Here is a 25,572-nt window from a genome sequence, read left to right as displayed (position 1 = left end):
TACCATGAAAAAGATATTCATACCGGTGCTCCTGCTGTTCGCTACCTCGTGCGGCGACGATTTCCTGGAAAAACGTCCTCAGGGGCAATACAGTCCTGATATTATTCTCACTACCGCCGGCATCGAGGGTGCGCTCGTGGGTGCGTATGCGCTGCTCGACGGCATCGGTACCAGCGGCGTAACCTCCTGGCACGGCGCGGTGTCCAACTGGATTTTCGGCAGCGTCGTTTCCGATGATGCCTACAAAGGCTCCGACGCCGGTGACCAGCCTGAGCAAACGTTCCTCGAACGGTACGTTTGGCTTTCGACCAACACCCACATTTATGGGAAATGGCGCACGCTCTACGACGGCATCGCTCGCGCCAATGACGTTTTAAGATCGCTGCCCAAAGTGGCGGGGCTTTCCGAAGAGCGGAAAGTACAGATTACGGCGGAAGCCCGGTTCCTGCGCGGGCATTACCACTTCGAAGCCAAGAAAATGTGGGGAAACATTTCGTATCTCGACGAACAGACCTGGGACCCCGAGAACCCAGAAAGTGTGCTGCTGCCCAATACCGAAGACGCCTGGCCGAAGATCGAAGCGGATTTTAAATTTGCGGCTGAAAATCTGCCGGTATCGCAAAGTGAGCCTGGTCGTCCTACCAAAAACGCGGCGTACGCTTACCTGGGCAAATGCCATATGTTCCAGGGTTTCCTGAAAGGCCAACCGAATGTGCAGCACCTAACCGCTGCGAAGGAGGCATTGCTGCAAGTGGTCAACAGCGGAAAGTACAAGTTGATGGAGCATTTTCATGACAATTTCGCGGCTGAAACCCGGAATAATGCCGAATCGATTTTTGAGGTGCAATATACTGTTACTGCGGCGGACGGTTCGGGCGGGAATGCCGGTGATGAGCTTACCTATATGTACCCTAATGGCCCGGGTGGCTGCTGCGGCTTTTTCCAGGCTTCGCAAAATCTGGTGAATGCCTACAAAACCGACGAAAAGGGTTTGCCGATGATCAGGACCTTCAACGACGAGAATGTAAAGAATGACGAAGGGCTACTCTCTTCCGCTCCGTTCGAACCCTATACCGGCCGGATGGATTCCCGTGTAGACTGGACGCTCGGTCGCCGGGGCATTCCTTACATCGATTGGGGCGTGCATCCGGGCCGGTTCTGGATCCGCGATCAGTCGTATGCCGGGCCTTATTCTTCCAAGAAACAGATCGTGAGCAAGGCAGAATCCGGTAAAACAGGCAACCCGAGACTTAGTACGAACAATTACCGTCTGATCCGCTACGATCACGTGCTGCTTTGGCTGGCCGAATGCGAAGTGGAGCTGGGTAACCTGGAAAAAGCCCGTGAATATGTGAACCTGATCCGCAAACGCGCCGCCAATCCGGATGGTTTTGTGAAGACGGACACAGGTAAGCCTGCTGCTAATTATGTGGTCGGGCTGTACAATGATCCCTGGAAAGACGCCGCCGCCGCACGCGAGGCGGTACGGTTCGAGACGCGGCTGGAATTTGCGATGGAGGGACATCGTTTCTTCGACCTCGTCCGATGGGGAGTGGCCGTGCAGGTGTTGAATACCTATCTCGAAAAGGAAAAAAATCTCCGTACCTATCTCAGCGGCGCCAAATTCGAGGAGAAACACCAATACTATCCGATCCCGCAACAGGCCATTGTATATAGTACTAAAAATGGCAAAGCCACACTAACACAAAATCCTGGCTATTAACACAACAGAATCCCTATTGCCGTCGACTTAAGTCGACGGCAATAGGGGAAAAATGATTAAATTAGGATTAAGGGAGTGGAGAATTAGATGGCTGAATGCTTTGTTGATTGTTGTCTGTTGTAAGCTGTTTGCTTGTAATAATGTTTGAGATAATGTTGAAGTCCCTGCTTAAATATTGCTTGCTGGTTCCCGCCGCCGGATTCTTGTTAATGTCTTGTGACAAAAAGGTGGATCTGCCCGACGACGTGGCCGCTGAAATGAATACGCTGGTCGCCCCGGTCGACTATACTTACGACGTGAAGCCGATCCTTTCGGACCGCTGCTTTGCCTGTCACGGGCCCGATGCCAATCACCAGAAGGCCAATCTGCGTCTCGACGTAGCCGAAGTGGCTTATAAAAAGGAGGCCGAGAGCGGCTTGAAGGCGATTAAACCCGGCAAGCCGGGTAGCAGCGAGCTCGTACACCGGATCTTGTCGGCCGATCCCGATATGGTCATGCCTACACCCGAGTCGCATTTGTCGCTCACCGCGCGGGAGAAGGCGATACTGATCCGATGGGTGGAGGAAGGTGCCGAGTACAAGCCGCACTGGGCGTTTACCAAAGTGGAGAAACCGGCTTTGCCGAAAGTGAAGAATGAGGCGTGGGTACGCAACGATATCGACCGTTTTATTCTTAAAAAACTGGAAGACAGGCATATTCAGCCTTCGCCCGAAGCGAGTAAAACCACATTGCTACGTCGCGTTTCGCTCGATTTGACCGGCTTGCCGCCGACGCCGGAGGAAGTGGCCGCATTCTTGAACGATAAATCCCCGAATGCCTACGAAAAAGCCGTCGACCGGCTGCTGGCCTCGCCACATTATGGCGAGCATATGGCCGTGCCCTGGCTCGATGCCGCGCGTTATGCGGATACGCACGGGTACCAGGACGACGGCCTGCGCACTGCCTGGCCGTTCCGCGATTGGGTGATCAATTCATTTAATAAGAACCAACCCTACGACCAATTCGTGACCTGGCAACTGGCAGGCGACATGTTACCTAACCCCACCCGCGATATGATGGTCGCTACGGCATTCAACCGCATGCACCAGCAGAGCCAGGAGGGAGGTATTATCCCCGAGGAATACCGCAGTGCTTACGTTTCCGACCGGGTGGATACGTTTGGCAAAACCTTTCTGGGCCTCACTGTCGAGTGCGCGCGCTGCCACGACCACAAGTATGATCCGATCAGCCATAAGGATTACTACTCATTGTATGCATTTTTTAACAACAATGACGAAAACGGCCAGATCCCGTACAACGGGGAGGCGAGTCCGGCCATTACGCTGCCGACGCCCGAGGCTGATGCCAAATTGAAATACATTCATGAAAATCTTGCCAAAGAGCGATCGGCCATCGTGGCGAATGCGGTCGTGTATGAACAAGGTTTTCAGCAGTGGTTGACTACTGCCCGGACAGCGCCCGAGAAGGCACTACTTCCGGAAAAAGCAGGCTTGATAGGCCATTTCACATTCGACGAACCAACGGGTAAGGAGTTTGCCAACCTCGCAGATCCGAAGCACAAAGCCAATGCGGAGGGCGATGATAGCCTTTCCAATGTGGCTTCACGCAATGGCCGTATCGGCAAGGCCCGGTATATTTTCGGGGAAAACGCGGTGAGTTTCGGCGATAATTTCGCATTCTTCGAGCGTAACCAGCCATTCAGCATTAGTATTTGGTTGAACTTGCATGATCCTGCGGTGAGTGGCTCGTTGCTACACAAATCCAATGGCGTTATGAACGGATACCGCGGCTGGAATGTGTTCCGGGAAAAAGACGGTCGAATCCGGTTGACGATGAGTCACGTCTGGCCGGAGAATGCGATTGAAATACAGACGGTCGACAAATTTCCGATGAACAAATGGACGCAGCTGGGTTTCACCTATGATGGTTTGAGCAAGGCGGCGGGCTTGAAATTGTTTGTCAACGGGCAGCCCGTGCAGGTTACCGTGCATAATGACCACCTGACGGAGAGTATTTTGTTTGGAAAGAACAAAACGAACTGGTATGTCGACAAGCTGAATATCGGCCGGTTATCGGACCAGCGGACGAAGAATTTTGAGGTGGATGAATTCCGGATTTACACCCGGTCGATCAGCCCGCTGGAAATGCAAGGGTTGTTTACATTGAAAAATGAGTTGATAGCCGCGTTGAAAACGCCTGCCGCGCAACTGAAACCGGCGCAGCTTGCTTCCCTGAAAGAATATTACCTAACCAATATCGATGCCGGGTACAAAAAGGAAATGGCTTCGAGCCGCGCATTGATCGGCGAGGAAACGGAGATCATGGACAAGCAGATCGATGTGATGGTCATGAAAGAGCGAAAATATCCGCGCAAGACTTTCATTCTCAATCGCGGGGCTTATGATGCGCCGGGCAAGCCGGTAACGATGGATACGCCGGACGCATTCTTCAAAATTCCGAAGGATTACCCGCGGAACCGGCTCGGTTTGGCCAAATGGCTGCTGGACAAAGATCACCCGCTGTTTACCCGTGTGACCGTGAACCGGTTCTGGATGATGTACTTCGGGAAAGGTATCGTGATTTCAAGCGACGATTATGGCAACCAGGGCGAATTACCGACACATCCCGAGCTACTCGATTACCTCGCGGCACGCTTCCGTGAGTCGGGCTGGAATGTGAAGGCGATACAAAAGCTGATGGTGACTTCGGCGACTTACCGGCAGTCTTCCAAAATTGAACCGAATATGAAGGATGTCGATCCGGATAACCGGCTGTATGCACGTGGCCCCAGCTACCGCATGAGTGCTGAGCAGATTCGCGATAATGCTTTGGCTTCGAGCGGGTTGCTTACGCGCAGGGTAGGGGGCAAGAGCGCGTATCCGTACCAGCCCGCGGGCCTGTGGGAAGCGCTCGCGACGCGTAACGAGGTGACTTACAAGCAGCAGCACGGCGACTCGCTCTACCGACGGAGTCTCTATACGATCTGGAAACGCAGCTCACCGCCACCGATGATGCTCAATTTCGACGCGGCTGAGCGGCATTTCTGCATTACCAAACGGCAGAAAACCAGTACGCCGTTGCAGGCGCTGGTGGTCATGAACGATCCGCAATTCGTGGAAGCATCCCGGGTATTGGCGCAGCATATGCTGAAAAACGGCAAATCCATCGATGAGCAGATCGATTACGCATTTACTGCATTGACGAGCCGCCTGCCCGATCCGAAAGAGAGAACTGTACTGAAAGAGCTGTACGACGAGGAATTGAAGGATTTTAGTAATAATCCAAAGCGCATGAAGTCTATCCTGGCAGTGGGGGAGTACCCGCTTGATAAGACCCTGAACCCGGCCCAGCTGGCGGCGGGAACCATCGTGGCGAGTACGGTAATGAATTTTGATGAATTTTTGATCAAGCGATAACGAGGAAAGCAATGAGCCTTTACAGAGAACTTGAAAACCATGTCCACGAGCAATTGAGCAGGCGTAATTTCCTGTCGAAAACGAGCCTGGGACTGGGTGCGGCAGCGATGGCATCGCTCTTGAGTGCGGATAACTCGCTGGCCAAAAAAGTGGGGGAAAAGGGCGCCGAAGCTGCCGGGCTGCCAATCGGGCATCCGCATTTTCCGCCGAAAGCAAAGCGTGTTATTTACTTGTTCCAAAGTGGTGCGCCGTCGCAGCTGGAACTGTTTGACTATAAGCCGAAACTGGAAGAAATGTGGGGTAAGGACCTCCCCGAATCGGTGCGGAAGGGGCAGCGCCTGACCGGCATGACCGCGGGGCAAAGTAGTTTTCCCCTGGCCGCTTCGAAATACAAATTCCAAAGGTATGGCGATAATGATATGATGATCAGCGAGCTAATGCCGTACACATCGGGTATTGTGAACGATGTGACATTCATTCGCTCGATGTTTACCGAGGCCATTAACCACGACCCGGCCGTCACGTTTTTCCAGACCGGAAGCCAGCAGGGGGGCAGGCCCTCCTGGGGATCGTGGGTGAGTTACGGGCTGGGATCCGATAACCAGAATATGCCGTCGTTTGTAGTGCTGCTTTCCAAAGGTCGCGGCGGCGACCAGCCATTGTACGCCAAACTGTGGAGCAACGGGTTCCTGCCGTCTATTCACCAGGGCGTTGTGTTCCGCTCCGGTCCCGACCCGGTTTTTTACCTCAATAATCCCGAGGGAATCGACCGCAGCAGCCGCAGACGTATGTTGAATTCGCTTGCAAAGCTGCAACAAGGCCAGTTTGAGAAACTGCTCGACCCGGAGATCAACTACCGGATGGCGCAGTATGAAATGGCTTACCGGATGCAAACGGCCGTGCCCGAGACGATGGACATTTCCAAAGAGCCGGATTATATTTTCGATATGTATGGGGAGGACTCGCGTAAGCCGGGAACATTCGCGGCGAACTGCGTGCTGGCCCGGAAGCTGATCGAGAAGGACGTGAAATTTGTGCAGCTGTACCACCAGGGCTGGGACCAGCACGGTAACCTGCCGAATGATATCAAAATCATGGCCAAGAGTGTCGATCAGGCTTCTGCTGCGTTGATCAATGATTTGAAGCAGCGCGGTTTACTGGACGAAACGCTGGTGGTATGGGGTGGCGAGTTTGGCCGCGGTGCTTATTCACAAGGCAAACTGACCCGTGATAACTACGGTCGCGATCACCACCCGCGTAGCTTTTCGATCTGGATGGCTGGTGCAGGTGTGAAAAAGGGATTCGTATACGGGCAGACTGACGATTTTGGTTATAATATCATCAAAGATCCCGTTCATGTGCATGATTTCCAGGCTACTGTGATGCATTTGATGGGCATCGACCACGAGCAATTGATATTCAAGCATCAGGGACGCCGGTACCGGCTTACCGACGTTCATGGAAAGGTCGTGAAACCGCTTTTGGCCTAGCCGAAAAGCCATTGGAATATGGCTTTCACCGCCGAGCCGATGTACCAGATGGAAAACAGCCAGAACATGGCGCCCATTCCCGCAAATACATATACGAACAGGTAATTGCCTTTTAAATGGATATTATCGGGGTCGTTAGGGTCATAATACAGCGTCACTTCCTCGCCGATCTGGTATTCGGGCGGGTTGCGTGCTTCCGAACTGTGAAAAACGTGCACGGTGCCGTCCTTTTTTACATAGCGGATAGACGGTGCCAGCGGATATTCCCGGGGCTTCAGGCGGTGCAGGTCTATCACAATGCCCTTGGTTTCGATACCATTCTCGATGAGGTTACGGCTGTTGCGGTAAATCGTAAATGAGATAGTCGCAAAAACTGCGCCGACGGTAAAGAATAGTAAAATGAACAGTTCAAAACCCGGCACTCCCTTGCTGGTTTCCATGATTCGGGATTGTTAAAGCCAACGATAAATTTCCTGTAAACTGCCTTCGAACTCCCTCGGAGGCTTTTTCATGGAGTTTGCAAACGGGTATGCGCCTCTCACAGCCTTGCCCGTACCTGCTTTAAGGTCAAGAACCAGATCGCAGTATTCACGGCCCGGATACAGCCGCGTTTTGAGTTCGACGGTATGGTCGTCAATCCATTTGGCTTCGTCGCAGCTCCAAGTGGAGGGCATCTCAAATACCATTTGATTATTAGAAACCCGTATAATGACGGGTTCGGTGATCCAGTGGCTCATACGTACTTCGTAGGCGCCGAACCGGACCGTGTAGGTGTTTTGAGGGGAGGGAACTTCGTCGAACATATTGTAGATATTAAGATCTGAATTTAATGCAGAGACTTATGACGATCATGCTGAGGAACAAAAAGATCGCTCCGAAAATGACCAGCATGATCCACAAAGTGCCTACGCCTGAATTCCGCGAATCGTGATAGTCGATCGCGCTGCAAAAAGCCGTGGCCACGGAGGTAATACCGACCAGACCGGCAATGCCTATACGCAGCATCCACCAGCCGAGGCCATTTTGCGACCAGTACAATGGCACAAATGAGAGCATGATCGCCCCGAAGAGCACGTACCAGGCCAGACTTTCGAGCCGGACATTGCCCGCTTCCGTCGCGGGCTGGTTGGGCGCGACGAGCAGCAGCGCCAGGCCGTACATGAGAAGCCAGGAAAGTTCAGGACCGAGGAGGAACGTTGTAATGCGACCGGTGTTCATGGTCAGAATGGCTTGTAATCCTTCACGTTCGCCTTTAAATCATCGAACATTTCACTCAGTTTGTTATCCAGTTCGTTACCTACCTTTATGTTCTCAGATTTTGACTTGAAAGCGTCCAGAGGTACAGCGCGGCCGCCATTCGTTTCCAGGTATTCTACATTGGCAACAGAGACGCGGTACTTACGGTTGGCGCATTCAACGGAAAGCACGTAACTGAATTTGTAAATGCCTCCTGCGCTGCTTTCAGATCTCGGAAGGGTAATGGTAATGACGCCTTGTGTTACGAGATCGCCCGTTTCTTTGTCCTCAACGAGCTTTTTGTTGTCCGGAGTCGACAGGTTTACCCATAAACGGGCACGGCGGAAAATGTCGGTAAGCGTAACACTGCCGCAGTCTACCACCTCGGAGCGGGTGATTTTGTTTTTCATGGTTGGACGGATAAAATGTGCGTGCGCGGAACCGATCATGCATGCGAGCACGACGGTCAAAATGGATTTTGACATGACGATAAATTGGTTCGATTTTTAAAATAGCGGTGCAAAATTGTGCATTTGAAAAGGAGCGTGCAAATAAAATGAGCTACCGGTAAATCACTGCTCTGTCTTGAAAAGCAATTGCTTAGCGCAATGCCGTTCAATAAAAAAGCGGCCCGGTGGCCGCTCTCAATTATCCTTGCTATACTTGTTCCGATATTCAATAGGGGTCAGCCCGGTGACCTTTTTGAAAACATCCCTGAATGCTTTCGTATCGGTATAACCCACATCGTACATCACTTCGGTCACGTTCTTGCGTGATACCTCGAAGCTCCTTTTGGCAGCCTCCACGCGCACGCGGCGGACATATTCATTAATCGTATTGTTGGTCGCATTTTTGAAGCGTCGCTCGAAGCTCCGGCGGCTAACGCTCGCAATGTCGGCAAGTTCCACGATCGTCAGCTTCTCGGTGTAATTCTGTTCGATGTAATCCTGTGCGGCCAGGATCCCGTCGTCGTTATGGTTTTTCTGGCCTTTGAAAATCGTGAACGCACGCTGGTTATCGCGGTCGATATCGATGGCGAAGTACTTGGCGGCCAGGATCGCGATGTCGCGGCTGGTGTATTTTTCGAGAATGTAAATCAAAAGGTTCCATATCGAGTTGGCACCGCCGCTGGAATACACTTTTCCTTCGTCCGTGATAATAGTCCCGTCCACCACCTCGATTTGCGGATATATTTCTTTAAACTCTTCATAATAAGCCCAGTGCGTAGAGCATTTTTTGCCGTCGAGCAGGCCGGTAGCACCCAGCAGGAACGCACCCAGGCAAAGCGATGCGATTTCGGAGCCCTTTTCACGCATTTCCAGCATCCACGGAATGGCGGGCCGGTCGAGCTCCACCGACTCGCGCAAGTTGCCACATAATGCAGGGATGATCACGAGGTCGGTCTTCTCCACTTCGCTAAGCAGCTTGTTGATGCGGATCGTGTATTCTCCGTCCTGGGCTTTGATATCGTGGCTCAACCCGACGAATTCGACGTTGAATTTGGGCTCTTTCCCCGAAGCTCTCAGAAAGTCGTTAGCCGTGTTGAAAAGCCGGTAAGCAGGCGATACCGCTTCGATGTAGGAGCATTGGGGGACATATACCGAGATATGTTTCATGACGATTTTGGATTTAGAAGACGTAAATATAGAAAAATATTCAGTTGGCATTTTTACCCCTTGGGATAGGCGTATTCACACCCCTTTTATTTTCTTTAAACCCGCCAAATTTGTAATGTCGATCACCGGCAAACTAAAAACCATTTTTATCCAAACCATTCACCTTCAACAATCCAAACAATGAGCGAATTGTCAACCACCCAAGGCATTACCCCATTTCTCTGGTACAATGGCGGCGCAGAAGAAGCGATGAACCTGTACACCCGTATTTTCCCGAATTCGAAGATCAAACTGCTGAAAAGATGGGGCGAGGGCAGCCATATGCCCGCCGACCAGATAATGATGGGCGTCATCGAGCTCAACGGACTGACGCTGCACCTGTTCGACGCCGGGCCGATGTTCAAATTCACGGAGGCCGTTTCTTTTTTTGTTTCCTGCAAAGACCAGGAGGAAGTCGACCATTACTGGAACTCGCTGATTGCCGACGGCGGCGAAGAAAGCCAATGCGGCTGGCTTAAAGACAAATTCGGCTTGTCGTGGCAGATCGTGCCGGCCATGCTCAACGAAAAGTTGGCATACGGCGATCCGAAGCGTGCAGGACAGATGTTCCAGGCGGTGATGGGTATGCGCAAGCTGATCATCGCGGAAATGGAAGAAGCATACAATCGATAATTACCATATGGCCATTTACCCCTTTCTCACTTTCAACGGCAATTGCAAAGAAGCAATGCGATTTTACCAGTCGTGTTTCGGGGGCGAGCTGCATTTTACGCTGCTGGGCGACACGCCCGACGGCAGGCAGTTCCCGCACGAGATCCGGCAGCTGGTACTGCACGCGAGCCTGGTGTCGGAACATGTCCGGCTCTTTGCGTCCGACCTTGGTGGTGAGGAAGGGGTAGCTTCGGGTAACAGTATTTCACTGTGGATCAGCATTACGGCACCGGGGCAATTGAAATCGGTATTTCAGAAACTGGCGCAGGAAGGAGAGGTCACCGCCCCGCTCTCGCCAGGTATCCTGAAAGGCCAATGGGCCACACTTACAGATCGTTATGCGGTGCAGTGGATTTTTTCGGCTGGAAGTGCCGGCTGAATGACTAATTTTGAATGACCGAATGATTGAATGATTGAATATTATTTCCCTATTCAGTCATTCAATCATTCGGTCATTCAATCATTAACTATTAGCCAACTTCAAACCAATCATCATGAACCATCAGGAGTACATCCGCATTCGCGGTGCCAGGGAGAACAATCTCAAAAATGTTTCACTTGACATTCCCAAACGTAAAATCACCATTTTTACCGGTGTTTCCGGGTCGGGAAAATCCTCCATTGTATTCGATACCATCGGCGCTGAGGCACAACGCCAGCTGAACGAGACATTCAGCATGTTTATCCGGAACAGGCTGCCGCGTATCAGTCAGCCGGAAGCCGACGCAATCGAAAACCTTTCCACCTCCATCGTCATCGATCAGAAGCGCCTCGGAGGCAATTCGCGCTCTACGATGGGCACTATTACCGATATTTCGGCGGTTATGCGTCTCTTGTTTTCGCGATTGGGCCAGCCACATGCCGGTTTTTCCAATGCATTCTCGTTCAACGATCCCGCCGGCATGTGCCCGGAATGCAATGGTTTGGGTAAAAAGGTGGAAATCGATCTTGAAAAATTTCTGGACCCTACGAAGTCGCTCAATGAAGGGGCGATACTCTTTCCGGTGTTTGCCGTCGGAACCTGGTATTGGAAAGCCTACACGTTTTCGGGTATGCTCGACAACGACAAGAAGCTGGAAGATTACTCCGACGAGGAAATGCATACGCTCCTCTACGGAAAAGGCACTTATGAATCGAATTACAATGGAATGACGTTCGATACCAAATACGAAGGATTGGTCGATAAATTCAACCGGTTGTACATTCAGAAGGACAGTAGTGAAATTTCGGAAAGGACTGTCAAAAAAGTAGAGAAGTTCCTGAAAATGGGCGACTGTCCTGCGTGCAAAGGCGCGCGCCTGAATGAGAAGGCGCTCGCGAGCCGCATTAACGGACTGAATATCGCGGAAATGTCGGCGATGGAAGTTTCGGAACTGGTTAAGATCATCCGCGAAATACACGACCCGGTTTCCAAACCGATGATCGACACCCTGACCGAGCGTTTGGAACATTTGGTCGACATCGGTCTGGGTTATCTCAGCCTCGATCGCGAAACTGGCACGTTGTCCGGCGGCGAATCGCAGCGCATTAAAATGGTGAAGCATTTGAACAGCAGCCTGATCGACATCACCTACATTTTCGACGAACCAAGTATTGGCCTGCACCCGCGCGACGTGCACCGCCTGAACGAGCTTTTACAAAAGCTGCGCGACAAAGGGAATACGATCCTGGTCGTTGAGCACGATCCGGATGTGATCCGGGTGGCCGATTATGTTGTGGATGTGGGCCCGAAAGCGGGGAGTGGCGGGGGCGAGATCGTCTATTCCGGCGACTATAAAGGCCTCTTGCAAGCCCCAACGCTTACCGGCAGGTTTATCAATCGGGATTTAAAGGTCAAATCTACGTTCAGGCAACCAACAGGTGCATTGAAGGTCAGGAATGCCAAACGGCATAACCTCAAAAACGTGTCTGTAGACATTCCCACCGGTGTGTTTACGGTCGTAACCGGCGTGGCGGGTTCGGGTAAGAGTTCGCTGATCAACGGTGTGTTCCTATCGCAGCACCCGGAGGCGATCGTAATCGACCAGTCGGCGGTAGGGACGTCCATTCGTTCCAATCCTGCTACCTATACGGGCATTATGGACGATATCCGTAAGCTGTTTGGCAAAACCAATAAGGTCAGCGCGTCGTTGTTCAGCTTTAATTCTGACGGCGCTTGTCCTGAATGCCAGGGGCTTGGTTTCATATTTACAGACCTTGCATTCCTGGAACCGGTGAAAACCGTTTGTGAAACCTGTGAAGGCAAGCGTTTCAAGCCGGAAGTTTTGGAATATAAAGTCAATGACAAATCAATTACCGACGTGCTGGATATGCCCGTGGAGGAAGCGCTGGCTTTTTTCAAAACCAAAGAAGTCATTCACAAACTCACCGCTATGAACCAGGTAGGACTTAACTACCTGACGCTCGGACAGCCGCTCAGCACGTTATCGGGCGGAGAATGCCAGCGTATCAAGCTGGCCGGCGAGCTGCACAAGAACGGCACGATTTACGTCATGGACGAACCGACAACCGGCCTTCATATGTCCGACACAGGCCATTTGCTCGAAATCATCGATCACCTTGTCGACCAGGGCAATTCGGTGATCGTCATCGAACACAACACCGAAGTGATGAAACACGCCGACTGGATTATCGATCTGGGCCCTGAGGGCGGGCATAAGGGCGGCCAGATATTGTTCGAAGGTACGCCGGCCGATCTGTTGAAATCGACGGAGTCGCTGACGGCGGAGTATTTGCGCGGTGACGGCATGGTTAGATAAGTAGCCGTAACAATGGATTCGATGTTGTATCCCTACTGGGATTTTGGAATTTGTGCATGCCCGATTTTCCACCCATGTTGCGTCGCTGACGCGACTCGCGTAGTCGGAAGAAAGTGCCGTTAGGCACGTAATATTGGTAGAATTTCCATAGCAATCAGTGTCGTAAATGCCGTCAGGCATGTAACGCCAGCGCAGTTTTGCTAGGTTTGAAAGATTATTGTGAGAAAGGGAAGGGACTGGCTTATCAGGAAAGGGAGTTTTAATCGAGCAACACCTGCGCCGGAACCGAATAATGCTCATCTTCGTAAGCCTTAACCAGCAGTAGCGCAATTTGTAGCATGTTACCTTCCGAGCTGTCCGGCGCTGGTGCAGCATCGAATTGGCTATCAATCCATTCAAGGAATTGATCGTATTCCGCTTCGCTTTTTATCGGTTTTAATTGCATTAGAGCTTTCTATTTGTATTGAACGGTTCTGGCATCAATGCGATCGTATTTCGGGTGCGTTCTAAACCATGTGAATGGGTTGCTTGATATTCAAACATGATCCTGACAATCAGACGAAAATAGTGATTTTCAAGCGGATAATTCCAAATGCAAAATAGGGAATGGCAGTCCCGAACCGTCCAGTGGAGAGCGGCTTTTCACTTCAAAACCCAAATGTTTGTAGAATGCCAATGCATCCGGATTTTGTTCGTTTACGTCAACTTTGCGAATTGATCGCTCCTTTATAGCGTATTCCATCAGTTTTTTGCCAATTCTCTTACCAAAATATTCGGGATGGATGAAGAGCATTTCAATCGTTTCCGGGGAAAGTCCGGCAAAACCCACAATCCGACCGGCCTGGTCACGAATGCAAAAAAGATCGACGGCGTCGAAATATTGATTCAGGATAAGCGGCTTGAAGTGTTGAATATGTTCCTCCTGCAAAAAATGATGGGTAGCACGGACTGCCGCTTCCCAGATTTCGAGCAGGACAGGGTAATCTGTTGAATTTGGAATAGAAATGGTGTAATCTGTGAATTTCATGGCCTTGTATCGTAAAGAATGCAAGATAGCACGCCGCCGCGGCTTTTTACAAATATCCATTATCTCCCAGCCAATCGGCCATGCGCTGGGGCCATGACTTGATACTTTGCAGCGGTGAGCGGTCACCCATGTTGAAGCCGTGGTCGCCTTTGGTGTAGAGGTGGGCCTCCACGGAGCGTTTCGCTTCCCGGTATTTGATGAGCAGGCTAGCCGTGGTGACGCCGCAGCAAGGGTCGTCGTTGGCAGCCAGCAGGAATGCCGGCGGAGCGTCAGCGGGGACGGTTTCGGGAATTCCGAGCGGACCGGGGTAGATCAGCATTTGGAAATCGGGCCTGCCGTCGAGGCGGTCGACGGGGTCTTTAGCGTTGGGTTCACCTTTGCCGGAAACATAGGCTACCGAAGCCACGACTTCCCCTCCGGCTGAAAAACCCAGCATTCCTACGCGTGCGGGGTCGATCCCGTACTCCTTTGCGCGGCTGCGCACCTGCCTGACCGCTCGCAATGCGTCTTCGCGCGGGTGTTTTTCGAGCGAGTAAGGAGAGCCCTCTTCACGGGGCAGGCGATATTTCAGAACAAATACTGTAATGCCCAGTTTGGCCAGGTATTCAGCGGGTTGGATACCCTCCGCATTGTAAACCAGCAGCCTGAAACCACCGCCCGGGCAGACAACCACCGCGGTCCCATTCGCCTTGCCTGCGGGTGGCGTAAACACCTGCAACGACGGGTTATGAATGTTTTTCACCCAGTAATCCTTCGCCGATTCCAGCTCGTTTCGCTTGCTTTCGAATCCAGGCGCCCCGTTTTCCCAGAGGGGGATGATTTTGCGCGTGGGCTGTGCCTGGGCGGTGGTTTGAGCGAAACAACAGGTCACCGCAGCAAAGCAGAGAATCCTGTAAAAAATCAATGAAGTTTTCAGTATGTTCATAAAGTCCGCAGGTTAACGACCGCTTTCATACGACCTGATGCTTAGTAAAGCAGAAAACCGACGTCTCTACCGTTTTCACGGCGTTGGCGGTTAGTAGGTATCATTGATTTTTTCAATTCGCCCGATTTCCCGGAGGACGGTAGTCAATGGGGCACGGCTGTCTATTAATTGTTCCAGCCTGGCGAGACTGTCGGACTGGAAAATGTCCTTTTTACCATTGATGCTGTGATAGAGCATGTCGCGTTCATCCCATAGCCTTCGTATTTCAAGCGAAGTGTTTTGCGAATAATGCATTTGCTTTGTCCCGAATTCATGCCTGAGATTCATGAGTTGCCGGCTGATCTGTATCCGGGTACTTTGGTACTTTCTGTGTAAATCACTTCGTAAGGGGGTATGCGCGAGTCTTTGCCGGATCAGCAGGAATAGGACAATAATGAAAGGCAAAGCGATGCCAACCCACTTTTTGGTAGTGCGTGTCATGGGGAATAGGTGGATTGATGTTCGGACGTTTGGGGTATCAGAATGCGATCCCGACTGTAATATTGGTCGTGAATCCGAAGTCTTTTTTGTTACTATTCAGATAATCCTTGAAATTGTAGGAGGTGTTGCAATCGACATAACCGTGTCGAAAGACTCTCAACTGGTAACCCAGCAATGGGCCCACATGTATGGCGTTTGTTTTGCGATAGATTTCGTCGAAAGTATACCGGAAAATGCGGTGCTCCCCTTTGTAGTACACATATGCCATGTTGATACCAGTATATGGCCCTGAAAAGCCATGACCGCCTTTCCCTCTTAGTTTCTGTATTTTACTCAGGAAATAATACCGGGGTTGGACGGAAAAGCTGAGAAATTTTTCTTTCGATCGTGAATTTAGGTACTGGAATCCCGCTGCATGTTCTGGATTTCTGATATCATTGAATCCATCGCTGTGATCCGCATTCAATTGAAAGTTGATACTGAACGGCAATGTCCCGATCTTCTGTTCAAAGGCAAGCGCGGTTCGGATCCTGACCATATACCTTCCGAGCGTTAGTTCTGGTAAACGTATTTTCCATTGGTTAGAAAGATGCTCGTCGCAAAGAAAAACGTCACACAGCGGGCCAATGGCGGCTTTTTTCCAGTCGCCGAATGCCAAACCGAAACTAGCCTGCGTAGAAAGATCCCAGTTGTAGAATGCCCCATAGTGGAAAAACGGCGTTCCTTGCTGCAATGCTACCGCGAAATCCATAAATCCGAAATTCAGGAACCTTCGCTGAAATCCCAGCTTTAACCCGATTCGCGGATCGTCTTGCATAGTGCTGGGCATATTGTAAAACACAGCGAGATAGTTGCCACTGAAATTGTTGGCACTTTTACCCTTCCTGATTCGCCTTCCCATGTTCATAAACCAACGCAACTGGGCATCCAGGACCGTGTTTTGAAATGACTCCCGAAAAGGTGTTTGGAGATCATAGTATGGAATGTGGCCTGAAAGTGCAATCGAAAATGCAGGTAAAAACTTGAATTCATAACCCAAATGCAGCGAAGTGCTGTTGATCGTGCGGTCATCCGATAATGCAAACACTTTCGCCTGATAATACTGCGACAACCCGATCTTGAACATATGCCTCGTCGGCACTTTGGTCATGAACACATTTTCGTACCGGTCCAGGAAACGCTGTTTCACCAGGGTGTCTGTTTCTTCGGAATAGGATACGCTCACGGTGTCCTGTGCATGTGCAATGGGAGAAAGCAGCAGGAGCAGGACGGACAATACGCCTTTTTGCATTAAATAGCGGTTGGGGTCAGGTTCAAAGTGGTAAAGGTGTTGTCGATAATCGGTTGTTTTTCAATGTTTTGAAATGTCAAAGAGGAGGGCTATTTTACCTTCATAGCTAATAGTTAAAGCACCCGTTTATTTAATCGTAACCCTGCCAAACTCGGCGTTGATGTCGACGCTCGCGAGCTGGTTGCGGGAGAAAAATGCTTCTTTGAAATCGGCAGTATTGCGTTTCCATTTAAAGCCGTTGGGCAACTTCATGGTAGCATACGCGCCGTTGATGGTGTAATCGAAATGCTGCCAGTTCTTGGCCAGGAGCGTTACCTCCGCCTTTTTGGAATGGATCCCGAGACTGGTGAGGCCCACGGTCGGGAAGATTTCGACATTGCCATAGGCGGCATCTATCCGAATGGCCCCTGCGATCTGTTCCAGACGGACGTTGGTGTGGTCGCTCGCAAAGGTGAATGTCCCTGCCAGTTCGTTGCCCGAAAGCTCGCCGAATGTCGTTTGCAGGGCACCTTTGCCGCTCAATCCAGTCAGGTTAGTTGTGCAGAAATCCGCTTTGAGGTTCAATTGATTGGTCAGCCCGCGCAGGGTGATGGTGCCGAACGAATTTTTGAGATCGACGGCGCACGATGCGGGCAAATGGATCGTATACCGCGCTTTCAGGTTCGAAACGGGTTTACTTTCCCCGTCTTTTAATACAATATAATTGCGCAGGAAGTAGTCCTTTCCGTTACGGTCGGCGATGTACTGCAGCTTGGAAAGGTCCTGCGTGGCAGTGGCGCGATCCGGGTGGCGGGCCGAGAGTTCCATGATTACGGCAATGTCGGAATTGTCCCAGGTCACGATTTCGATGTCGGCTTTTTCGGCGCTGATGTACAGTGTCCGTACGGTGGGTGCACTCACCGTCTTTTCGATTCTTTTGGTGGCAACCTGCAATTTTCCCTGCGCATACACAGGCACGCCTCCGAGCGCCCACGCAAGCAGCAGGGGCAGGGTTAATTTTCGGATATTTTTGAGATATGTTTTCATTGTTATGGTGCTTAAATCATCTTGGCCATCGCATTCAGGATGTCCGTTTTTTGTCTCTCAATTTCATTGTACTGTCTCAGGAGCTCCGGCTCGGTATTGTAATCGCCGATTGCCTGCACAAGCTGCTGCGATGCCGAGCTGAGCCGTTCATATTCCTGCTGCAACGACCGGTACTCGGTACTCTTGCATACCAGCGTCTCCGTCTCACAATAGGTTTTCAGTAGGTGATATTGCTGGTCGGTCTTCAACTCGGCGTCCATTTGCAACCGCTGGTCGACGGTCTCCTGCGAGTAGGCTATGCCTGCCGCGCTCCTTGGCAGCATCAGCCAGGCTGCTCCGGCGGCCATGAGCAGCATTGCAGCCGCATATCCCCATTTCCAGCGTTGTTGCTGTGTATTTTTGCGGTCGATCAGGTCCCAGAGTTTGTCATCCGGCTCGTAGGCGGGCATTTCCGAAAGCGCCTGGCGAAGTGGTTGCGCCCGCAGGTTTTCATCAATCGCGTTCCAAACTTCGTCCCCAGGTTCGTAAGCCGGGAAGCGGCGGATCGCGTTTTGCAGGTTTATATGGTTCTTTTCCATGATAATCGTGGTCAGTTCGCCGAAAGCATCGCGCGGAGCTTTCTTTTGGCATGAAACAATTGTGATTTCGAAGTACCTTCCGAAATGTTGAGCATCGCCGCAATCTCCCGGTGTGTGTAGCCTTCTACCTCGGCGAGCACAAAAATGGTCCGGAAGCCGTCGGGTAGGGACAAAACCGCTGTTTCAAGGTGCGCTGCATTGATCTCCGATTGGCCCCAGTCGACCCCTTCACCTGTATAATCGTCCACATTTTGCCAGATTACAACCCGTTTCTTCTTCGTCGATTTCCGGACGACGATCTGTTTGACCCACGCGCCGAGCGTCGATTCGCCGCGGAACTGGTTTAAATGCTTGAATACATCCAGAAATGCATCCTGCAAGACGTCGTTGGCATCGTCGAAATCACCTGTAATGCGGTAGGCGAGGGTGTACATCGCTTTTTTGTAGCGGTCGTACAGCTGTCGTTGGGCAATTCGGTCATTTAAAAGGCAACCAGAAATCAAATCGGCTTCCGAAGTCATGCGGGGATTTTTAGCGTATTCGTATCAAAGAGGCCGCAATATCCGGAAATGGTTGTATGCGGGGGCAGTTTTTTTGACCGCCGACCGCCGATCAGGCCCCACGGTTAGCCGGCGGTGGTCGATGGGCTATCGTCTATGGTCGGGCCGCGAGGCCCTTGATCGGCGATCGCCCCAAATTTCGCCGCGCATTTTTAAGCCGGTAAACAAACCAGTAGCGGGCTACTTGTCCGTTGCGCCTTTGGGTGATCGTCCCGGACTTTTCGAATCGTTCAAAATCGCCGGCAAACTGCTCCGCGGGATCGCTGAAATTGTTGGAAGGGGTGATGTACCACGCGTCCGAGCCGGCCGGGACCTGCCCGTAACGCCGGTTGAGCCAGGCAAAATGATGCAGGTCGTCCAGGCGCCCGACGCCCACCGTACGCATGCCGAGCGGGTATGCGACATGGTAATAAATGTGCGAGCCGGGAAACCATTTGTGCACGACCATCGGCGCATCGCGTTTCATTTTGCCAGCGGCAATGTCTTGGTCGCGGAGCATTTCAAATGCCGGTAATAACTGATCCCAGCCGGTAACGTCCAGCGTGGCATCGCCCGCCCCCGTATTTGGGAAGGGCTTGGGACTCATCGTGCCCGGATAGCATCGGATGAGAACAGGACCTATGGTGAATACGACCAAAATTAGCCCTGCCGAGCCGTTTAGCAGTCTTTTGGGGAGATTATTGAAATCCGGAAAGCTAAATTTATCGATCCAGGCCGCCCCTGTCAGCATCAAGGCGAGGAACCCCGGCCCGCTCCAATGCGGTAAAGTGTCGCGAAAAAGTGAAACCAGTGTCGTGCACGCAATAATGGGCAGACTGCACCAATAGAGCAATGCCACCGATGCGGCGTCGGCCACGGTAAGCCCGCGTGCGATCGCTTTGCCGGTCAGGATGAAGATGATGACCTGGAAGGGATTGGCATATAATAGCTGTCCGATGGTTGTGCGAAGAAATGATTTAATGTTGATCCCGCTGTCACCTATCGTTACGCGTTCGCTATGGAACCGCCAGGTAATGAAATCGTTGCTGAAATTCCAGAACAGGATCGGTGAGGCCAGCAATGCAGTAATGGCGATGGATACGTATAAATAGGGGCTTTTGAGCAGCCCGCGACGATCGGAAATGATAAATCCGGCAAACCCTGCCCATAGGAAAACGCCGTGCACTTTGCTCATCGTCGCAAGCCCGATCCAAAGGCCCGTCAACAGCAGATGGCGGCGGATATCGGCAGGACTTGTCGCCTTGATACACCGGAGCATCGCATGCAACGCAGCCAGCCATAAGGAGAGCTGGACTGAATCGGGGAGAATGAAAATGCCGGAAAGAATGCAGGTATAAACCGACGTATTATAAAGTACAGCAGCGATAAGGCCGGTATTCCGGTTTTTGATCAGCAAACCACAGCGGGCGATCAGCCATGTGTTGACGGCCGCGCCCACGATGCCGGGCATTCGCACAAATACCTCCGGGTTACAATGGAGATTGAAAGTGAAAATGCGGATCAAAATGCCGACCAACGGCGGATGGTCGAAATGGTTCCAGTCGGGCAGGACGGCGTAAGTGAAGTAGTAAACTTCGTCGTTGCCGAGGTTGATCAGGTTGGCGATAAGAAGCCGGATGATCGTAAAAACGACCACCAGCGTGGCTAGCGGGTGTTTTTGAATGTACTCTATCGCCATGACAGCCTGCGTCGTCCGTAGCGCTGCGGTCGTTGGCCGGTTATCAGCCATACCACAAGCAGCAGCCACCCGCCCAAAATACAGGTACCTATACTCCGGAAAAACATCGTCTCATTGAAATTTTCATAAACGGGCATCGGCTGGTACCCGCTTTTTGGAGTGAAAAACACGGGGTTCAGCAAAATCTCGGTTCCGTTCGCATATCTGAAAGTCACGCGGGCGTAGCGGTCTTCGGGAGTGATGTGGTAGTTGATGCGGTCGGTGTGGCGGGCCAGGGCCAGTACCTTGCCGTTCTGGCCGGTGACGGTCACTTCGTTGGCTCTTTGTGTCATCAGGGCCCGGATCGTGTCACGGTGTACCGTCAGGCTTTGCAATTGCGGAATAGAGTCATGGTGTTGGTTTTCACCGACTATGACTCCATAGCTCTGCCCGGTTTTCAATGCATGGATTACCTCGCGTGCCGAATTGCTCCTGACATTCACGAAGGTACACCTTGTACCGAGCCGGTCCTCCGAAATAACATCGTGGATATCGTCGTCGCCTACGATAAATACCCGCTTGCCGGCCGATAACGCTGCGTCCCATTGTCCGGTGGATGTTACCGAGGGGTTTAGTACCTCCATGCAATCATAATGCGTGAGCTGGGCGAGATCTTCGGCAGTGTAGCCGTTTTTGAGTGCCGGGTGGTTGAGGATCACCACGTTATCGGAACTGGTAAGGTGGCTGAGTACATGCTGCTTGTTATGGGCAGTCTGCTGAAATAAGTAATCCAGCCACTGTACTTCGCCGCTCCCGAGTACCAGCTGGTGCGTTTTCCGGATATTATAGCCGTGCTCGTACGCCGAAAGGTAATTGGCATTGGTAGAGTGGGTAGTGTCAATATGATGATAGTTCGAGACGCAATGCACACCGTAATGCAGTGCTTTGTAGGCATTGTGGATGTCGGCAGCCGTTCCGTGCCCGTTCGTCACGCCCTCCCATGCGTGCGAATGCGCGTGGAAGTTGCATTTGACCCAGCGTGAGCTGCTGATCGAATCGTAAGGATTGTAGAGCGCGGGACCTTCGAAAGGAATCGGGGCATTGAACTGGTAGCGCGGGCAGAAGAAGAACTGGGATACCAGCAGCCAGATTACCCACGAGGAAAATGCGAGCAGTATAATACGGAGTATCTTCATAAGTGCCGCAAAGATGCTCCCGTGGTGTTAAGCCATTATTAGGGAAATAAAAAGTTTTGATTTGTTCTCAAATACTTAACAATCGAGGGCCGGGCGGGAGACAAAACCCGTGACAATTGCCGGCGCCGTTTCAGGATCTCTTGAAAGTTAAATATTAATTAACATTACGGTAAATTATTTGTGGGAAGTCCGAAATATCTTTGTGTCGTGGGATTAAAATATAGAGTATTTGTAAACCTGTGAAGATGTGGTCGAGCACATAGTGGAAAATTTTTAGATAAATATTGGAAAATGCTTTTGGATTGTTTAATTATACTTTACTTTTAGATTTCAGCCGCAGAATATTTCGAAGTATTGATAATCAAAGACTGTTTAGTATTTGTTCACAATTCTGACTGTACATGAATTAACCGCGAACGCTTGTTTTTGGATGACCGTGAGCCGGCGCTACTGTGCCCGGTGACCGGTACCTGAGTACCCGGCTGTTGGGTGCCGGGGCTGGGCTTTGTCCGTGTTTACCGCGTGCACATTGGCAAGAAGGCTGTTTGGCCCTCGATGGAACCCTTTTGACTTTGAAATACCAGCTAATTAACAATCACTTATGAAAAAAAAGATTACGTTTTTAGAGCGGAAGCGCCCGGGCGGGTGCTGGTCTGTTGCGCTCACGCTGTGCATGGGGCTCTCGGCAGTGCTTCCGGGCGAAGCTTACGCCCATACGAGCGCTCCTCTACGGGGAAAAGACCTTGCTAAGGAGCGTACGTATAAACTTGTACGTTCGACAATTAACGCAACCGAAAATGAAAGGACCATTAACGGTAAAGTGACCGAGGGCGCGGGTAAGGAGGGGCTCGTCGGGGTGAATATCCTGATCAAGGGGACCTCGCGCGGGACTGTGACCGATGCTACCGGGAATTATGTGTTGAGGGTTGATAGTGAGAAAGATACGTTGGTGTTTTCTTTCCTGGGTTTCCTCTCGCAGGAAATGGCGGTAGGAAACAGAACGGTGATAAACCTGGCCATGACCGCCGACCAGCGGCAACTCAACGAGGTGGTCGTAACGGCTTTGGGTATTAAAAAGGAGAAAAAGGCCGTCGGTTATTCGGTTTCGGAAGTAAAGGGTGCCTCTATGGTGAAAGCGCGGGAACCGAATGCGATCAGCTCGCTGACGGGTAAAGTGGCCGGCCTCACCATCGCGCAGAGCCCCGATTTGCTTTCCAGCCCGCAGGTGACTTTGCGCGGCCGCGACAGGGTGTTGTACGTCGTGGACGGTGTGCCTATGAATACCGATTCCTGGAACCTGAGCCCGGACGATATCGAAACGTATTCCGTCCTCAAAGGAGCAAGTGCAGCAGCGCTGTACGGTAACCGCGGTCAGAACGGGGCGATCATCATCACCACCAAAAAAGGCAGCGGCGCGAAGAAAGGTTTTACGGTCGATTTCAATTCGAGTACCCAGTTGCAGACCGGTTTTAATGCAATCCCTAAATACCAGACGGAGTACGGCCCGGGCAGCGATTATGAATATGCATTCAAGGATGGTCGCGGCGGCGGGATCAACGATAACGACTACAACATATGGGGCCCGCGTTTTGAAGGGCAGCTGATTACCCAATACAATAGCCCCAAAGACCCGGCAACGGGCGCATTGGTACCTATTCCCTGGCTTGCGAGAGGAAAGAACAACCTGACCAACTTCCTTCGGAACGGCCTGCTGAGCACCAATAACCTGGCTATTTCAAGTAAAAACGAGGTGGGCGACTTCCGCCTCTCGCTTTCACAGACGTTCCAGCGCGGCCAGATGCCGAATACTAAGCTCGGCGGCACGAACGTGAACATTTCGGGAGGGATTAATGCAGGCAAAAAGCTGCGCTTCGACGCGAGCATCAACTACAATCGCCAGTACTCGCCCAACTACCCGACGCTCGATTACGGTCCTGCAAGCCCCATTTACATATTTACCGTGTGGGGCGGTGTGGATTACGATGTGAACGATCTGCGTAACTACTGGCAGCCCGGAAAGGAGAATGCACAGCAGTATAACCGGGAATATACCATTTACGATAACCCGTGGATGACCGCGTACGAGGCATTGAAAACCTACTATAAAAATGACGTGTACGGTTTCGCGCAGATGAATTACAAGATCAGCGACAAGCTGACCTTCAATGCCCGTACCAACGTGAGCACCTGGAACCGCAACCGCAGCACACGTGCCCCGATTTCATCAAACCTTTACAACTTCGGCTTCCCGAACCAGGCGGGTGGCTATTCCGAAACCTACGACACATTCTGGGAGAATAACACCGAAGGATCACTGAAATACCAGGACCGCTTCGGTCCGGACTTTGGATTGAACGCCTCGCTGTATGGTAACCTCCGCTCGGTGAAGGTGACTTCGCTCACCGGTAAGACTACCAAAGGCCTGCTTGTGCCGGGCGTGTACGATCTTTCGAACTCCGTACAGCCTTCCACTTCGACTAATGACTATGCCAAGCGCTGGGTAGGAAGTGTATATGGTTTTGTGGACATGGATTACAAAGACTTCCTCTTTCTGAGCCTCACCGGCCGGGCCGATCGTTCGAGCACGATGCCGAAGAAGAACAATACCTATTTCTACCCATCGGCTTCGTTGAGCGCGGTGCTTTCGGAGGTGATCGATCTGCCCCAGGCGATTTCATTCGCGAAAGTGCGTGGGGCCTACGCTAATGTAGCGAGCGATTTTGTGGATGAGAATTTCCAATATGATATTTACAAACTGCTCCCGACCTACACCAGCTCTGCACCCTGGAATAACTCCTACACCGGCGTGAGCTACACCGGCACGCTTTACAGTGACAACTTGCAAGCGGCCCGTGTAAAAACCCTCGAACTTGGTCTGGAAATGCGTTTCCTGCATAACAGGCTTGGTTTTGACGCAGCGGTGTTCCGGAATGTGGAAGGCCCCGGGATCGTGAGCGTACCTACGTCCGTAACCTCTGGCGTGTCGGGTGTGCAGCGCAACGCGTTCACCTACGTACGCAAGGGGATTGAACTGGGCCTGGACGGAACGGTGGTGAAGAACGAGAACCTTACCTGGAATGTGTCGGCCAACTGGTCGCTGAACCACAAATGGCTCGACAAGATCGACGGGGTGCAGCAGCGCGATGGAAATATCCACGTTGGCGAGCGTGCGGATGCCTATTATATCAAAGATTTCCAGCGCGATGAAACCGGCAATATCATCGTCGGCTCTAACGGGATGCCCGCCTACAATCCTTATAATTCCAAAATCGGCTATTACGACAACAAGTTTACTGCGGGAATCAATAACACGTTTACGCACAAGTCGTTTACGCTGAGCTTCCAGGTGGATGGGCGTTTCGGTGGAAAGGTGAATAATTATATGTACACCAAACAGTTCGGCAGCGGTACAGCGCCTGAATCGGCGAATGAATACCGGCTAAAAGACTGGCAAAACCGCGACAATGCCGACTACAAGGGCTCTGTCATGACCTCCGGAAAACGGATCGTGAAAGGCCAGCTGAATACCGACCAGGACGGCAATGTGATTTCGGATACACGTGAGTTTACAGAAAACAACGTACCGGTGTTGTGGCAGGCCTGGGCGACGAATTACTATCAGTCGGGGTATATCGCTGCCAAGAACCGCACCTATGTAAAGCTGCGCGAAGTTGTCCTAACCTATAATTTCCCTGCGAAGCTCCTTTCCAAAACACGTTTCGCGTCGGCAGCCAGCCTCTCGCTCGTGGGACGCAACCTGCTGTATTTTACAGGAAAATATACCAAAAACATCGACCTCGACCAGTTTACAGGCACGATTACCAGCTTCCAGACGCCGTCCGTGAAGAGCTTCGGGGCCAATTTGAATGTGACTTTCTAAC

The 25,572-nt window shown here is 51.6% G+C and carries 23 protein-coding genes; 8 read left to right on the top strand and 15 right to left on the bottom strand.

The window, feature by feature from the left end; genetic code table 11:
- The first annotated feature begins 4 nt into the window (after positions 1-4).
- The 3 genes from J7619_RS09905 to J7619_RS09895 all read left to right on the top strand — a co-directional run bounded on the left by J7619_RS09905 (position 5) and on the right by J7619_RS09895 (position 6,629).
- The gene (locus J7619_RS09905; protein WP_291197468.1) at positions 5-1,723 is read left to right on the top strand and encodes a RagB/SusD family nutrient uptake outer membrane protein; all 1,719 of its coding nucleotides are present in this window, start codon (positions 5-7) and stop codon (positions 1,721-1,723) included.
- 152 nt (positions 1,724-1,875) lie between these two features.
- Positions 1,876-5,139 carry a DUF1553 domain-containing protein gene (locus tag J7619_RS09900; RefSeq protein WP_291197466.1) on the top strand — a complete coding sequence of 1,088 codons (3,264 nt, stop codon included), beginning with the start codon at positions 1,876-1,878 and terminating at the stop codon, positions 5,137-5,139.
- 11 nt (positions 5,140-5,150) lie between these two features.
- Positions 5,151-6,629, top strand: coding sequence for a DUF1501 domain-containing protein (locus J7619_RS09895; RefSeq protein WP_291197464.1), 1,479 nt, complete (start codon positions 5,151-5,153; stop codon positions 6,627-6,629).
- On the opposite strand, the gene J7619_RS09890 is transcribed toward J7619_RS09895, so the two are convergent.
- The 5 genes from J7619_RS09890 to J7619_RS09870 form a co-directional block, all read right to left on the bottom strand.
- A complete protein-coding gene (locus J7619_RS09890) occupies positions 6,626-7,069 on the bottom strand; it encodes a DUF3592 domain-containing protein (RefSeq protein WP_291197463.1) in 444 nt (147 codons plus the stop codon). The genes J7619_RS09895 and J7619_RS09890 overlap by 4 nt on opposite strands.
- Positions 7,070-7,081: 12 nt before the next feature.
- Positions 7,082-7,432 carry a hypothetical protein gene (locus J7619_RS09885; RefSeq protein WP_291197462.1) on the bottom strand — a complete coding sequence of 117 codons (351 nt, stop codon included), beginning with the start codon at positions 7,430-7,432 and terminating at the stop codon, positions 7,082-7,084.
- Positions 7,433-7,442: 10 nt separating this feature from the next.
- Positions 7,443-7,847: a hypothetical protein gene (locus tag J7619_RS09880; RefSeq protein WP_291197461.1), complete on the bottom strand. Its 405-nt coding sequence runs from the start codon at positions 7,845-7,847 to the stop codon at positions 7,443-7,445.
- A 2-nt stretch (positions 7,848-7,849) separates the two neighbouring features.
- Positions 7,850-8,350 (bottom strand): DUF4468 domain-containing protein, encoded by a 501-nt coding sequence (locus J7619_RS09875; protein ID WP_291197460.1) that lies wholly within the window; start codon positions 8,348-8,350, stop codon positions 7,850-7,852.
- Between the two features lie 159 nt (positions 8,351-8,509).
- Positions 8,510-9,481, bottom strand: a complete 972-nt coding sequence (locus J7619_RS09870; RefSeq protein WP_291197458.1) for a GlxA family transcriptional regulator — start codon at positions 9,479-9,481, stop codon at positions 8,510-8,512.
- On the opposite strand from J7619_RS09870, the gene J7619_RS09865 reads away from it, so the two are divergent.
- The 4 genes from J7619_RS09865 to J7619_RS09850 all read left to right on the top strand — a co-directional run bounded on the left by J7619_RS09865 (position 9,480) and on the right by J7619_RS09850 (position 12,951).
- Positions 9,480-9,665 (top strand): hypothetical protein, encoded by a 186-nt coding sequence (locus J7619_RS09865; protein WP_291197456.1) that lies wholly within the window; start codon positions 9,480-9,482, stop codon positions 9,663-9,665. The genes J7619_RS09870 and J7619_RS09865 overlap by 2 nt on opposite strands.
- Positions 9,662-10,153, top strand: coding sequence for a VOC family protein (locus J7619_RS09860; protein WP_291197454.1), 492 nt, complete (start codon positions 9,662-9,664; stop codon positions 10,151-10,153). The genes J7619_RS09865 and J7619_RS09860 overlap by 4 nt, the downstream gene beginning before the upstream one ends.
- Before the next feature lie 7 nt (positions 10,154-10,160).
- On the top strand, positions 10,161-10,571 hold the full coding sequence (locus J7619_RS09855; RefSeq protein WP_291197452.1) for a VOC family protein: 411 nt from the start codon (positions 10,161-10,163) through the stop codon (positions 10,569-10,571).
- 115 nt (positions 10,572-10,686) lie between these two features.
- Positions 10,687-12,951 carry an excinuclease ABC subunit UvrA gene (locus J7619_RS09850; protein WP_291197450.1) on the top strand — a complete coding sequence of 755 codons (2,265 nt, stop codon included), beginning with the start codon at positions 10,687-10,689 and terminating at the stop codon, positions 12,949-12,951.
- 259 nt (positions 12,952-13,210) lie between these two features.
- Here J7619_RS09850 and J7619_RS09845 read toward each other — a convergent pair whose 3' ends face one another.
- The 10 genes from J7619_RS09845 to J7619_RS09800 all read right to left on the bottom strand — a co-directional run bounded on the left by J7619_RS09845 (position 13,211) and on the right by J7619_RS09800 (position 21,691).
- Positions 13,211-13,396, bottom strand: coding sequence for a hypothetical protein (locus J7619_RS09845; RefSeq protein WP_291197448.1), 186 nt, complete (start codon positions 13,394-13,396; stop codon positions 13,211-13,213).
- 129 nt (positions 13,397-13,525) lie between these two features.
- Positions 13,526-13,978: a GNAT family N-acetyltransferase gene (locus J7619_RS09840; RefSeq protein ID WP_291197446.1), complete on the bottom strand. Its 453-nt coding sequence runs from the start codon at positions 13,976-13,978 to the stop codon at positions 13,526-13,528.
- A gap of 46 nt (positions 13,979-14,024) precedes the next feature.
- Entirely contained in the window at positions 14,025-14,903 is an 879-nt protein-coding gene (locus J7619_RS09835; protein WP_291197444.1) for an alpha/beta hydrolase, read from the bottom strand.
- Between the two features lie 90 nt (positions 14,904-14,993).
- Positions 14,994-15,383 carry a hypothetical protein gene (locus J7619_RS09830; RefSeq protein WP_291197442.1) on the bottom strand — a complete coding sequence of 130 codons (390 nt, stop codon included), beginning with the start codon at positions 15,381-15,383 and terminating at the stop codon, positions 14,994-14,996.
- A 37-nt stretch (positions 15,384-15,420) separates the two neighbouring features.
- The gene (locus J7619_RS09825; protein WP_291197440.1) at positions 15,421-16,674 is read right to left on the bottom strand and encodes a hypothetical protein; all 1,254 of its coding nucleotides are present in this window, start codon (positions 16,672-16,674) and stop codon (positions 15,421-15,423) included.
- Between the two features lie 126 nt (positions 16,675-16,800).
- Positions 16,801-17,700: a hypothetical protein gene (locus J7619_RS09820; RefSeq protein WP_291197438.1), complete on the bottom strand. Its 900-nt coding sequence runs from the start codon at positions 17,698-17,700 to the stop codon at positions 16,801-16,803.
- Positions 17,701-17,711: 11 nt separating this feature from the next.
- Positions 17,712-18,278, bottom strand: a complete 567-nt coding sequence (locus J7619_RS09815; protein ID WP_291197436.1) for a hypothetical protein — start codon at positions 18,276-18,278, stop codon at positions 17,712-17,714.
- Positions 18,279-18,289: 11 nt separating this feature from the next.
- A complete protein-coding gene (locus J7619_RS09810; protein ID WP_291197434.1) occupies positions 18,290-18,799 on the bottom strand; it encodes an RNA polymerase sigma factor in 510 nt (169 codons plus the stop codon).
- 133 nt (positions 18,800-18,932) lie between these two features.
- Positions 18,933-20,567 carry a glycosyltransferase family 39 protein gene (locus J7619_RS09805; RefSeq protein WP_291197432.1) on the bottom strand — a complete coding sequence of 545 codons (1,635 nt, stop codon included), beginning with the start codon at positions 20,565-20,567 and terminating at the stop codon, positions 18,933-18,935.
- Positions 20,507-21,691, bottom strand: a complete 1,185-nt coding sequence (locus J7619_RS09800) for a hypothetical protein (RefSeq protein ID WP_291197430.1) — start codon at positions 21,689-21,691, stop codon at positions 20,507-20,509. The genes J7619_RS09805 and J7619_RS09800 overlap by 61 nt, the downstream gene beginning before the upstream one ends.
- A gap of 601 nt (positions 21,692-22,292) precedes the next feature.
- Here J7619_RS09800 and J7619_RS09795 point away from each other — a divergent pair.
- A complete protein-coding gene (locus tag J7619_RS09795; protein ID WP_291197428.1) occupies positions 22,293-25,571 on the top strand; it encodes a SusC/RagA family TonB-linked outer membrane protein in 3,279 nt (1,092 codons plus the stop codon).
- The last annotated feature ends 1 nt before the right edge of the window (position 25,572 follow it).

The organism is Dyadobacter sp., from assembly GCF_017744695.1.
In the GTDB taxonomy this organism is placed as follows: domain Bacteria; phylum Bacteroidota; class Bacteroidia; order Cytophagales; family Spirosomataceae; genus Dyadobacter.
The sequence above is the reverse complement of the archived record's forward strand: the minus strand, read 5'-3'. Positions and strand labels throughout refer to the sequence as shown.